Annotated in this window: 11 protein-coding genes; 6 read left to right on the top strand and 5 right to left on the bottom strand. The window is 65.8% G+C overall.

The genetic code is table 11. The features are described 5' to 3' along the window. Window positions 1-77 precede the first annotated feature (77 nt). From FGK63_RS11885 to FGK63_RS11875, 3 genes are all read left to right on the top strand, one after another. Complete coding sequence (locus tag FGK63_RS11885; RefSeq protein WP_138842478.1) at window positions 78-749, top strand: YiaD family glycine zipper/OmpA-like lipoprotein; 672 nt, start codon at window positions 78-80, stop codon at window positions 747-749. A gap of 143 nt (window positions 750-892) precedes the next feature. After that, window positions 893-1,435 carry an NADPH-dependent FMN reductase gene (locus tag FGK63_RS11880; protein ID WP_138842476.1) on the top strand — a complete coding sequence of 181 codons (543 nt, stop codon included), beginning with the start codon at window positions 893-895 and terminating at the stop codon, window positions 1,433-1,435. Between the two features lie 32 nt (window positions 1,436-1,467). Continuing rightward, window positions 1,468-2,298, top strand: a complete 831-nt coding sequence (locus FGK63_RS11875) for an HTD2 family dehydratase (protein ID WP_246044017.1) — start codon at window positions 1,468-1,470, stop codon at window positions 2,296-2,298. Here FGK63_RS11875 and FGK63_RS11870 read toward each other — a convergent pair. After that, window positions 2,290-3,330, bottom strand: a complete 1,041-nt coding sequence (locus FGK63_RS11870; protein WP_138842474.1) for an NAD(P)/FAD-dependent oxidoreductase — start codon at window positions 3,328-3,330, stop codon at window positions 2,290-2,292. The two genes, FGK63_RS11875 and FGK63_RS11870, sit on opposite strands and share 9 nt — an antisense overlap. Before the next feature lie 49 nt (window positions 3,331-3,379). Between FGK63_RS11870 and mnmC2 the strand changes: the two genes are divergently transcribed. Next, a complete protein-coding gene (gene mnmC2 / locus FGK63_RS11865; RefSeq protein ID WP_138842472.1) occupies window positions 3,380-4,045 on the top strand; it encodes a tRNA (5-methylaminomethyl-2-thiouridine)(34)-methyltransferase MnmC2 in 666 nt (221 codons plus the stop codon). 35 nt (window positions 4,046-4,080) lie between these two features. Continuing rightward, a complete protein-coding gene (locus FGK63_RS11860) occupies window positions 4,081-4,911 on the top strand; it encodes a DMT family transporter (protein WP_138843333.1) in 831 nt (276 codons plus the stop codon). Here the strand turns inward: FGK63_RS11860 and FGK63_RS11855 are convergent. Then, a complete protein-coding gene (locus FGK63_RS11855; protein WP_138842470.1) occupies window positions 4,885-6,858 on the bottom strand; it encodes a lytic transglycosylase domain-containing protein in 1,974 nt (657 codons plus the stop codon). The genes FGK63_RS11860 and FGK63_RS11855 overlap by 27 nt on opposite strands. A gap of 136 nt (window positions 6,859-6,994) precedes the next feature. Between FGK63_RS11855 and dapA the strand changes: the two genes are divergently transcribed. Beyond that, window positions 6,995-7,867 (top strand): 4-hydroxy-tetrahydrodipicolinate synthase, encoded by an 873-nt coding sequence (gene dapA, locus FGK63_RS11850; protein ID WP_138842467.1) that lies wholly within the window; start codon window positions 6,995-6,997, stop codon window positions 7,865-7,867. Between the two features lie 91 nt (window positions 7,868-7,958). Here the strand turns inward: dapA and FGK63_RS11845 are convergent, their stop codons facing one another. From FGK63_RS11845 to FGK63_RS11835, 3 genes are read right to left on the bottom strand one after another with little or no spacing between them, the layout of a single operon-like run. Next, window positions 7,959-8,831 carry a dimethyl sulfoxide reductase anchor subunit family protein gene (locus tag FGK63_RS11845; protein ID WP_138842465.1) on the bottom strand — a complete coding sequence of 291 codons (873 nt, stop codon included), beginning with the start codon at window positions 8,829-8,831 and terminating at the stop codon, window positions 7,959-7,961. Next, the gene (locus FGK63_RS11840; RefSeq protein WP_138842463.1) at window positions 8,831-9,580 is read right to left on the bottom strand and encodes a 4Fe-4S dicluster domain-containing protein; all 750 of its coding nucleotides are present in this window, start codon (window positions 9,578-9,580) and stop codon (window positions 8,831-8,833) included. Before FGK63_RS11840 ends, FGK63_RS11845 begins: the two co-directional genes overlap by 1 nt. Continuing rightward, entirely contained in the window at window positions 9,577-12,396 is a 2,820-nt protein-coding gene (locus tag FGK63_RS11835) for a molybdopterin oxidoreductase family protein (protein WP_138842461.1), read from the bottom strand. The genes FGK63_RS11840 and FGK63_RS11835 overlap by 4 nt, the downstream gene beginning before the upstream one ends. Window positions 12,397-12,406 lie beyond the last annotated feature (10 nt).

Below are 12,406 nucleotides of genomic sequence, written 5' to 3'. Positions count from 1 at the left end.
CCGATCTTGCCTGCCGTGTTATACTGTGGTGAACGACACAAAACCCGAGAACGGGTAACTGAGCAGAAGGTGATTCAATGAAGATGACGAAATTCGCCCTGGCGGCGGGACTGTGCTCGGCCGTGGCCCTGAGTGCCTGTACCGATCCGGGAACGTTGGGTGTGCAGACCGACCCGAACCAGAAAACCAAGCAGGGCGCGCTGATCGGCGGGCTTGTCGGCGCCGGTGTCGGCGCGCTTGCCAACAATTCGGATCCGGGTCTCGGCGCGCTGGCTGGGGCTGCGATCGGCGCGGCCGCGGGCGGCGCGATCGGAAACCAGCTGGACAAGCAGGCGGCCGAACTGCGCCAGCAACTGGCCAATGACGGCATCACCATCACCAACACCGGTGACCGGCTGATCGTTTCGGTGCCAAACGACATCACGTTCGACACCGACAGCTATTCCGTCCGTCCGGCGCTGCGGTCCGATCTGCAGAAGGTCGCGCAGAACCTGGTGCGCTATCCCAATTCGAACGTGCAGATCATCGGCCATACCGACAGCGACGGCGACGCCGCCTACAACCAGGGCCTGTCCGAGCGCCGCGCCAATGCGGTGGCCGACATCCTGCAGGCGGGCGGCGTGAGCTATGCCCGGATCACCACGATTGGCCAGGGCGAGAACAACCCGGTCGCCTCGAACCTGACGCCCGCCGGCAAGCAGCAGAACCGCCGGGTCGAGATCGTCGTGGTCCCCAGCGGCAACGCCTGATCGCAGGCCAATCCATTATGACCTCGGGGCCGCCTCTGGCGGCCTCATTTCGTTTCGCACAGTAACTGCGCGCTGACGGCGTTTGGGTTGCAGCCCGTCGGGGGCTATGTCAAGCAGGGACCAAATCTCGGAGGTTTCACGTCATGTCCGACCCGATCCTTGTGGGCTTGTCCGGTTCGCTGCGCCGCGATGCGACCAACCGCAAACTCCTGCGCGAGGCGGCGCGGCTGTTCGGGCCCTGCGAGTACGTCGAGGCCGATCTGAACCTGCCGCTCTACGACCGCGACGACGAGGACGCGGACGGCATTCCCGCCTCGGTCCAGAAACTGGCCGACCAGATCGACGGGGCCGATGCGGTGATCATCTCGACTCCGGAATACAACAAGGGACCGCCGGGCGTTCTGAAGAACGCGCTGGACTGGGTCAGCCGCACCGAAGGCAAGCCCTGGACGGACAAGCCGGTGGCCGTGATGTCCGCCGCCGCGGGCCGCGCCGGCGGGGAAAGGGCGCAGATGATCCTGCGCGCCTTCATGGTGCCGTTCCGGACGCGCATCCTGCAGGGGCCGGAAGTCCACCTGGCCGACAGTTCGAACGAATTCGACGAACAGGGCAGGCTGACCAGCGAACAGTACGAGAAAACCGTCCGGATCCTGATGCAGAAGCTTCGCGCCGAGGCGGGATTCTGATCTGAAGCTGCGGCTTGTTCCGGCGCGAGGGGATGCGTACAGTCGCCGCCATGAACGACGAAACGACCCGCGAGATCCAGAGCGACGTGATGGACCCGGCCCGCGCCGCGGCCTTCCAGGTGGCCATGGGGCAGGAGGCGACGATCGCCGACGGTTCGGTTCTGCCGCCCTTCTTCCATCAGCTCTACTTCTGGTGGCCGCGCCCGCCGCAGGGGCTGGGACGGGACGGTCATCCCAAGGTGGGTGGCGGCCTGATCCCCGATCTCGGACTGCCGCGCCGGATGTGGGCCGGCGGGCGACTGCGCTTTGCCGATGCCCTGCGGGCCGGCGCGCCGGCCGAGAAACGCTCGGAACTGGAAAGCGCCGCCTCCAAGGCCGGGCGCACCGGCCCGCTGGGGTTCGTCACCCTCAGGCATGAGATCTGGCAGGATGGCCGGCTGTGCCTGACCGAGTGGCAGGACCTCGTCTATCGCGAGGATCCGTCTGCCGACGCACCACGCCCGCAGCCGCCGAAAGCGCGCACGGACGAGACCGAGCGGCGCGAGGTCGCGTTCGATTCGACGTTTCTGTTCCGCTATTCGGCGCTGACCTTCAACGGCCACCGGATCCATTACGATCTGGACTATGCCCGCGACGTCGAAGGCTATGCGGGGCTGGTCGTGCACGGCCCGCTCCTGGCCCAGCACCTGATGCTGCTGGCGGAAGAGTTGATGGGCCCCTTGTCCGAGTTTTCCTTTCGCGCCTCGTCGCCGCTGATGCATTTCGAAACCGCGACCCTGTGCCGGAAGGACGGCGATCTGTGGGTGCGCGGGCCGGACGGGCGCGAGTGCATGCGCGCCGCCGCCCTGCCGCGATCAGAGTGACGCTTCGGGGCGGAAATCCGCGGGGATGTTGTCGCGGCCGTCCAGCACCAGATCGGCCATCACCTCGGCCACTTTCGGCGCCATGCCGAAGCCGATCTTGAAGCCGCCATTGGCGATGAACTGCCCGGGGTGCAGCGGGTGCTCGCCAAGCATCGGCGCGCGGCTTTTCGCCCGCGGGCGCAGCCCGGCCCAGCGTTCGATCACCTCGGCTCCGTGCAGCACCGGCAGCGCGCGCATCGCCGTATCGATCACGTCGTCCAGGGCGGCATCGGTGCTCTTGGGGTCGTCATAGTCCCGTTCCGAGGTCGAACCGATGGCCAGCGTGCCGTCCGCGTGCGGGACGATGTGGACCGCATCCGCAAAGATCTGCGGCGCCGTCCCGGCATCGAAGCGCAGCAGGGCGGCCTGTCCTTTTACGCCGCCGCCCACGTTCCGGTCCAGGACGCGGCTCAGCTCCAACAGCCCCGCGACGCCGGTGGCGTGGATCACATGGCCGGCGTCGTCGGCCTCGGGCACCACCTCGACGCCCATCACCGCCAGGGCGGCCACCAGCGCCGCACAGGCCCGGCGCGGGTGCATCCGGGCGCTCAGGGTGTCACGAACGACGAACCCCGTCTGGCTGGGGGGGCACCAGGCGCCGATCTCGGCCAGAGGCACGACGCGCCATTCTGCCCGGCCCTGCCACAGGTCGCGCGCCGCAACCTCTCGCTGGCGCGCCAGATCCAGCATGCGCGCGTCCGCGATCGGCTGCAGACGGCCAAGGCGGCCGTAGCCCGAAGAAACGCCGCCTGTCGCCTCGACTTGGGTCCAGAAAGGTTCGGCCATGATCAGGCTCTCGAACTGGAAGGCCTTCTTGGCGTTCCAGTTTTCGGGCACATGCGGCGCCAGCGCGCCGACCAGCCCGCCGCTGGATCCCGCGCCGGGACCGAAGGGGTCGATCACGCGCACCTTTGCGCCGCGCCGGGCGCAGATCCAGGCGATCGACAGGCCGAAAATGCCTGCGCCGCGCACCGTCACATCGGCCATTGCCATTCCCCTGTTCCTTGTTCAGTGTCGCGCCGCCTAGCTACAGGAATTCCCGATGCCAGACCAGCGCGCCAAACTCTCTTGGACCGAAGGCGCGGTTCCCGTGTCCGCGCAGTTCGACGATCCTTATTTCTCGCTCCAGAGCGGGCTGGAAGAGACCCGGCACGTGTTTCTGGCGGGCAATGATCTGCCGGCGCGCTTTGCCCCGGGCTTTCGTATCGCCGAGCTGGGATTCGGCACCGGTCTGAACATGCTGACCGCCTGGTCCGAATGGGAGAAATCCGGGCAGGACGGGCCGCTTGGCTTCACCAGTTTCGAAGCATTCTCGATGTCGCCGGACGAGATGGCGCGCGCGCTTGCGGCCTTTCCGGAACTGATGCCTTGGACCGAAAGGTTCCTTGCGGTCTGGCGGGGCGGGCAATGCGACCTTGGCTCCTTGCGGCTGCAGGTGATCGGGGGCGACGCACGCGACACGCTGCCGGACTGGCCGGGGCAGGCCGATGCCTGGTTTCTCGACGGGTTTTCACCGGCCAAGAACCCCGAGCTTTGGGAGCCGGGCCTGATGCGCGAGGTCGCAAACCACACCAGCTCGGGCGGAACCGCGGCCACCTATACTGCGGCGGGGTTCGTCCGCAGGGGGTTGGAAGAGGCGGGCTTTACCGTCACCCGCACTCCCGGCTATGGCCGCAAAAGACACATGACACGGGCCATCAAAGCGTGACGCAAAAGAACAACATCCCGGCCGGCATCGCCCTGATGATCGGCGCGACCATCGTCTTCGCCCTGCAGGACGGCATCTCGCGCCATCTGGCGGGCACCTACAACACCTACATGGTGGTGATGATCCGCTATTGGTTCTTCGCCGCATTCGTCATCGTGCTGGCGGCGCGGTCCACTGGCGGGTTGGCGGTCGCCGCGCGCACGAGCCAGCCGGGGCTGCAGATCTTCCGCGGTCTGCTGCTGGCGGCCGAGATCTGCGTCGCCGTCTTCGGCTTCACCGTGCTGGGCCTGATCGAAAGCCAGGCGGTCTTCATCTGCTATCCGCTGATGGTGGCGGCGCTGAGCGGCCCGGTCCTGGGCGAAAGCGTCGGCTGGCGGCGTTGGTCCGCGATCGGGGTCGGCTGTATCGGCGTTCTCATCATCCTCCAGCCGGGCATGGGCGTGTTCAACCCTTGGGCCATCATCCCGCTGATTTCGGCCTTCATGTTCGCGCTCTACGCACTGCTTACGCGCTATGCGGCGCGGCGCGACAGCACGACGACCAGCTTTTTCTGGACCGGAGTGGCCGGAGCGGTCGGCATGACCGCGGTCGGCATCTGGTTCTGGGAGCCGATGGCCAGCCGCGACTGGGGCTGGATGGCGCTGCTTTGCGTGACCGGCGCCGGCGGGCATTGGCTGCTGATCAAATGTTATGAAATGGCCGATGCCAGCGCGGTACAGCCCTTCGCCTATTTCCACCTGATGTGGGCCGCGATCCTGGCCATCACGGTCTTTGACGAGGAACTGCGGACCGCGGTGGTGGTAGGCACCGCGCTGATCGTCTCGGCCGGCCTGTTCACCCTATGGCGCGAACGAAAGCAGCGTTGAGCCGATCAGTTCCTGCGAAAACGGAATCGGCAGTGCCGGCCTGCCCAGCCGTGCGCGGTAGACCGGCAGGCTTTCGGCAACCCGCATGACGTAATTCTGGGTCTCGTTGAACGGGATGTGCTCGATCCAGTCGATCACGTCCACCTCTCCGGTCCGGGGATCGCCGAAACGTTTCATCCACGAGATCGGCCGCCCCGGCCCGGCGTTGTACCCGGCGGCCATCATGACGACGTTGCCGTCGAGATCGGCGGCGAGCCCGGCAAGGTAGTGCGCGCCCAGCGTGGCGTTGTACTTCCAGTCCGAAGTCAGCCGCGTGGTCTTGTGCTTGCTGAGGATGCCCATGTCCTTGGCCACGTATTTGGCCGTCGCCGGCATGACCTGCATCAAACCCAGCGCCCCGGCGCCGCTGACCACGATCGGGTCGAACTCGCTTTCGCGGCGGGCGATGGCCAGCGTCATCTCCTGGGCCATCGGCAGTCCCAGATCGGCCACAGGGTGCAGCGGGTAATAGGCGGCCGGCAACACGACACCCGCCTCCGCCGCCCGCTTGGCGATCATCACCGCCAGATGCGGTTCGTCCATGTCCAGCGCCATGTCTCCCAGTTGCAGCGCCTGTTTCTGGTCAAGCCCCTCGACCAGGTGAGTCAGAAAACGCTCGGCCAGATCCCGTTCCCCGGCCTTCAGCAGCAGCAGCCCGGCTTCGAGAACGCTTGAATCGGCGAACGGGGCCTCGCGCCAGCCCGGTGCGGGAGTGGGGCTGGCAAGCTCGGGATCGAACGGGCGGCCGATCCGTTCGGCGGCCAGAAGACCGTAGAACGAGGTCTGATGCTCGGCCCCCATCGCATAGGCTTCGTGCGCCTTTTCCGCATCGCCAAGCTCGGCATAGGCGCGGCCCAGCCAGTAACCGGCGCGTCCCTTCGATATCGGCGACTGCACCGCCTCCGAGAACCGTTCGAAATGACGGGCGGCCGTCGCCGGATCATTCAGTTTCCGCAGCGCGAGGAACCCAGCGAGCCATTCCAGATCGGCATAGGAATAGCCTGCGTCGGACGTCATGAAGTGCTGGGCCGCGATCTTGTAAGCAGTGGCCGGTTCGCCTTCGCGCATTTTCAGTCGCGCCAGCCTGCGGCGGCCTTCGGCCCATTTCGAGGGTTCGCCCAAGGCTTCCGGCCCGGTGGAACGCTGCAGCATCAGTTCGATGGCGCTGTCGTCCAGTTCCTTGCGGTCGCGCCACATGAACCTTTCGAACGCAAGGCCCGGAGAATCGATCAGGGATTTCGGCACCGCCGCGATGCGCGCATCCACGCCCGGGGCCATGTCACGCAGATCGATCCGCGCCTGCGCCAGCTTGCGCTGATCCTCGCCCACCAGCGGCAGCATCTGTTTCGCGCTGACCAGGTGCCCGTCCCACAACATGCGGTCCAGCCGCGCCTCGTGATGGGGCTTCAGCAATTTCGAGAAATTCTCAAGATAGTTCTTCTGCAACCCTTTGCCCATCGGCATGGTGCGCCAGGCCATGACCAGGTTGGCCTCGGCATCGCCGCGCATCCCCTTGGCCATCAGCGCAACGGCGTGGTTCAGGGCGCCTTCGGCGGTCTGGGGCGGGTTTTCCCGGTAGAATTGCAGCACGCGGTCGGGATCGGCATTGGTGAAGGCGGGCTCGCCTTTCCTGCGCAAATACTCCAGCCCGGGCCAGTCCGGGCGCCGGGCCAGGAACACGAGCACGTCGCCGGAACTTCCGAATCCCTGCCGCAGCCAGTGCCAGACGATGATGTCGCGCGCCACCGAGCCGCGCTGGCCGGCCGCGTCCAGCGCCTCGTTCCAGTTGCCGTCCCGCATTTCCGCCATGGCGAGGCGCAGATCGTCGACCGTATCGGCGCGCGCAGGCACGGACAGGGCCAGGCAACACAGAATCAGGGCCAGAAGAGGGTTCAGAACGCGCGTCATCCCTTGCAATTCCCAACAAACCGAGGATACAGCCATTCACGATATACGGTGCGCCGCCGGGATCAACTCACAATCCAGGCCGCGTGCGAAATCGGCGGGTATTTCCCGTCACGTCGACATCAAGGGAGCGTTTTCCATGTTCAAAGGCTCTATGCCAGCCCTCGTCACCCCGTTCCGCAACGGCGAGCTGGACCTGGAAACCCTGAAACAACTGGTGGAATGGCAGATCGGCGAAGGCTCCACCGGGCTGGTCCCGGTCGGGACCACCGGCGAAAGCCCGACGCTCACCCATGAAGAGCACGAAACCGTCGTGGCCGAGGTGGTCAAGGCCGCCGCGGGCCGCGTACCGGTCATCGCCGGGGCCGGGTCGAACAACACGATCGAGGCGATTCGCTTCGTGCAATTCGCGGAGAAGGTCGGCGCCGACGCGGCGCTGGTCGTGACGCCCTATTACAACAAGCCGACCCAGCGCGGCATGGTGGCGCATTTCACGGCGCTGCACGACTGCGCCGACATTCCGATCATCATCTACAACATCCCGGGCCGTTCCGTGGTGGACATGACCCCCGAAACCATGGGCGAACTTGCGAGACTGCCCCGCATCGTCGGCGTCAAGGACGCCACCGGCGACGTCACCCGCGTCAGCGAGCAGCGCGCCACCTGCGGACCCGAGTTCTGCCAGCTGTCGGGCGAAGACGCCTCGGCGCTGGGCTTCAACGCGCATGGCGGCGTCGGCTGCATCTCGGTCACCGCCAACGTCGCGCCGAAACTCTGCGCCGAGTTCCAGCAGGCGACGCTCGACGGAAACTACGCCAAGGCGCTCGAATACCAGGACCGCCTGATGCCGCTGCACGAGGCGATCTTCATCGAGCCGGGCCTGGTCGGCGCGAAATATGCGCTCAGCAAGCTGGGCCTCTGCACCGAAGAGGTGCGCTCGCCGCTGACCGGCCTCGAGAACGGCACCAAGGCCGCCATCGACGCCGCTATGAAGCACGCGGGCATCCTGTGATCCGAAGCCGCTGAGCAAAGCCCGAACACTTCATCTTTTCACAAGTACTCTGGGGGTCCGGGGGCAACGCCCCCGGCGATCTCCGCCTGCTTCAGCGCTTGCCGTAATACAGCCCCACGACATGTTCGGCCTGCGCAAAGAACAGCCAGCGCGACGTGGCCACGCCCGCCAGGTGCGACAGGACCGCGAGCAGGCCAAAGACGTGGTTGAAGGGCAGCAGCAGCAAGACGATCGGCAGGACAAAGGCCAGCGCAAAGGCGATCACACGCAGTTTTTGCGCGTGCTTGCGTCCCACCACATGCACGAATTCGCGCAACAGGTAGTTGGTTCCCGTGTGCGGCGGCTCGAAGGCGCGGACTGCGCCGCGTGATCCCAGGCCGGTGGCGGTTCCCAGATCGGTTCCCGAAGCGGCCAATGCTCCGTCCCCCTGTTTCCAATAGGCCAGCTGCACCAGCGCCGCGACAAGCAGCAGTACCAGCGCGATCCTGACCTGACCGCCCAAAAGCGCGCCGCCTGCCAGGCTGAAGGACAGGAACAGGGCGGGGGTCAGCTTCATGTTCCAGCGCGGGACGGTCCTGAGCTGGGTATAGATCATCGACGTGGTGAAGACGGTGGCAAGCGAGAACAGCGCCCCGAACACGCCCACGACCCGCCAATGCTGGCCGAGAAACACAGCCCCGACGGCGTAAAGCCCCATGACGATCAGCGCGATGACCGCGCACCAGCCTTCGCGCGACAGCCAGCTGGATCGCCACTGCGTGAAGGCTTTCCATGCCCGCTCGGGATGGCCAAGGTGAAAGGTCGAGGCCACAAGCCCCGCGACCGACAGGCCGAACGCGATTGCGAAGAACACAAAGGCGACCAGGCCAGATACCGCCGGAAAACCGAGGCCCAGGAAGAACAGCAGGCCAAATCCCAGACCCGACAGGGTCGTGAAGATGATGACGGAAGGTGCGGGATGCATCAGATCTTCTCCAACATCTTGTCGAGCCAGCCCATGAAGCCCTTTGCATCTTCAGCCACCGGCGCCAGCAGCGGCGCAAGAACGTCCACCTGCTCCTCCATCTTGTCCCTGGGGCGAGGCGGCAGGTACTTGTTGACGGGCCTGGTGCCCATTTCGGGCATCAGGTCCACGCCGCCGCGTTCCGAGACCAGTTTCGAAACGTCGCTGTCCGGGTCGCCCAGATCGCCGAAATGCCGCGCCCCGGCCGGGCAGGTGCGCACGCAGGACGGTATGCGGTCCACCTCGGGCAGGTTCTCGTTGTAGATGCGGTCGATGCAGAGGGTGCACTTTTTCATCACGCGCTCGGCCATGTCCATCTCGCGCGCGCCGTAGGGGCAGGCCCAGGCGCAGAGGCCGCAGCCGATGCAGTCGCTTTCATTGACCAGCACGATCCCGTCCTCGACCCGCTTGTAGCTGGCCCCGGTCGGACAAACCGTGACGCAGGGCGCGTCTTCGCAATGCAGGCAGGATTTGGGAAAGTGGACCAGCTGGGCGTGACCCTGTTCGGGCTGTACCTCGTAGGAATGCACCCGGTTCAGGAAGGTGCCCGCCGGGTCGGCGCCATAGGCGTCCTGATCGGAAAGCGGCGCGCCGTAATTCTCGGTGTTCCAGCCCTTGCACGAGATCACGCAGGCATGACAGCCGACGCAGGTGTCCAGGTCGATCACCAGCCCCAGCTTGCGTTCGGTGGATTGGGGGAGCTGGGTCATTTGCCTACCTTCCAGACCAGGTTTTTGGGGCCGGTTCCGACCGGCGACTTGATCGGGCCGAAGGCAGGCTGGCTTTCGGTCACTTCCTCGGGGTTCGCGGCCTTTTCGATCTTCACCTTCAGATCGAACCAGGCCGCCTGGCCGGTGATCGGGTCGGAATTGGCCCATCGCAACCCGTCGCCCCTGGGCGGCAGCAGCTCGTGGATCAGGTGGTTCAGCAGAAATCCCTTGGTCGCCTCGGGTGCATCGTCGGTCAGGGCCCAGGCTCCCTTGCGCTTGCCGATGGCGTTCCAGGTCCAGACGGTATTGTCGTTCAGCGCCGCCATCTCCATCACCGGCACGGTGATTGACCCGTGCGGCGAGCTGACCTTGGCCCAGTCGCCTTCCTCGAGCCCATGCTCGCGCATCAGCCTGGTAGGCACGTAAAGCGGGTTGCGCCCGTGCAGCTGGCGCAGCCAGGCGTTCTGGGTGCCCCAGGAATGATACATCGCCATCGGGCGCTGGGTCAGCGCATTGACGGTAAAGCCTTCGTTGCCGGTCTGATCGGTCTCGTACCAGATCGGCAGCGGATTCATCTTGTCGCGGATGCGGGCGCGCAGGTGGTCGGGCGGCTGCCGGTCGCCATGCCCCTCGGCGGCCAGTTGGAACCTGCGCATCGGTTCGACGTAAAGCTGGAACAGGTAGGGTTGCGGGCTGTCATAGAGCCCCATGCCCACGGCCCAGTCCTGATAGGCGCTGTTCCAGGGTTTGTAATAGTCGGCGCCTTCGGGGATATGCGCGACGTAGAAGCCGCCATTCTCGATATAGCGGTCCAGCTGGTCGGGATTCACCGGACCGCGCCCCTCGAGATCGCCATTCTCGCCGCGGAATCCCGCCAGCGGCCCGATGCCCGGCCTGCGCTCGTGGTTGACGATGTAGTCGGCATAGTCCTTCCACTTCGGGCTGCCGTCCGAGCGGGTGAAGCCCGGAAGTTGCATCCGGTTGGCCAGTTCGATCAGCACCGACTGGAAGCCGCGCACGTCCCGATCGGGCTCGATCACCGGCCAGCGGATCGCATCCGCCGCCGCATCCGCCTCGCAGATCGGGCGGTCGAGCAGGCTGATGCAGTCGTGCCGCTCCAGATAGGTGGTGTCGGGCAGGATCAGGTCGGCATAGGCCACCATCTCGGACGAATAGGCGTCGGAATAGATGATGCGCGGAATGACGTACCGGCCGTCGTCGTTGCGCGCGGTCAGCATCTCCATCACGCCGCTGGTGTTCATCGTGGAGTTCCACGACATGTTGGCCATGTACATGAACAGCGTGTCGATCCGGTAGGGATCGCCGGCATGGGCGTTCGAGATGACCATGTGCATCAGCCCATGCACCGACATCGGGTTTTCCCAGGTAAAGGCCTTGTCGATGCGCTTGGCGCGGCCTTCGTCATCGATCTGCAGGTCCTGCGGCCCGCGCGGAAAGCCCAGATGCGGCCCTTCGAGCGGCCGGCCCGGACGGCCGTGCCCATGCGGAGTGGGATGGGCGCTGACCGGTTTGGGATAAGGCGGCTTGAAGCGGAAGCCGCCCGGAACCTCGACCGTGCCCAGCAGGATCTGCAGCACGTGGATGGCGCGGCAGGTCTGGAAGCCGTTGGCATGGGCCGAAATGCCGCGCATGGCGTGAAAGCTGACCGGGCGGCCCGTCATGGTCTTGTGGGTTTCGCCACGGAAATCGGTCCATTCCCGGTCGAGCGTGAAGGCCTCGTCGAAGGCGACGCGGGCCAGTTCGGCGGCGATGGCGCGGATTCGTTTGGCGGGGATGCCACAGCGCCCGGCCACCGCCTCGGGCGCGTATTCGTCCGATAGATACCGCTCGGCCATGTGGTGAAAGACGGGGCGGTGGACGACGCCGTCGCGCTTATAGGTCGCCGAAAGGTCGGGGCGCACGCCGGGCTGATCGAATGGTGCCGGCTTGCCGGTTGCGCGGTCGATCACCAGCTCCTTGCCGTTCTCGTCGCGCAAGAGCAGACCCTGATCCGGGCCTTCGGCGGCGTTCACCAGCACCGGCGCGTTGGTGTAGCGGCTGAGATAGTCGAGGTCGATCCGGCCCGCCTTCATCAGCAGGTGGATCAGCGACAGCACGAACAGCCCGTCGGTGCCCGGAGTGATGCCGACCCAGTCGTCGGCCACGGCGTTGTAACCCGAGCGCACCGGATTGACCCCGATCACCCGCGCGCCGCGAGCCTTGAGCTTGCCGATGCCGATCTTGATCGGGTTGCTGTCGTGGTCCTCGGCCACGCCGAACAGCATGAACAGCCTGGTGCGGTCCCAGTCAGGCTGGCCGAATTCCCAGAACGCTCCTCCCATGGTGTAGATGCCTGCCGCCGCCATGTTGACTGAGCAGAAACCGCCATGCGCGGCATAGTTCGGGGTGCCGAAATTCTGCGCCCAGAAGCTGGTGAAGCTCTGGCTCTGGTCGCGGCCGGTGAAAAAGGCCAGCTTGTGCGGCGCGGTTTCGTGCAACTCGTTCAGCCAGCCGACCGCCGTGCTGATCGCCTCGTCCCAGCTGATTTCGCGGAATTCGCCCGATCCGCGCGGCCCGACCCGCTTCAGAGGCGCCCGCAGCCGCGAGGGCGCGTTGACCTGCATGATCCCCGCCGAACCCTTGGCGCAAAGCACGCCCTTGTTCACCGGATGATCGCGGTTGCCTTCGATGTAGGCGACCTTGCCGTCCTTCATGTGGACGTTGATGCCGCAGCGGCAGGCGCACATGTAGCAGGTGGTGCGCCGGATCTCGTCCGAGACCTTGGGCGACAGGTCCAACTTCGGCTGGTGCGTCACGTGCTTCCTC

Origin of the sequence: Ruegeria sediminis (genome assembly GCF_005938215.1) — a bacterium.
In the GTDB taxonomy this organism is placed as follows: Bacteria; Pseudomonadota; Alphaproteobacteria; order Rhodobacterales; family Rhodobacteraceae; genus Ruegeria; species Ruegeria sediminis.
Note: the sequence above shows the minus strand (reverse complement) of the source record. Positions and strands in the feature narration are given on the sequence as shown.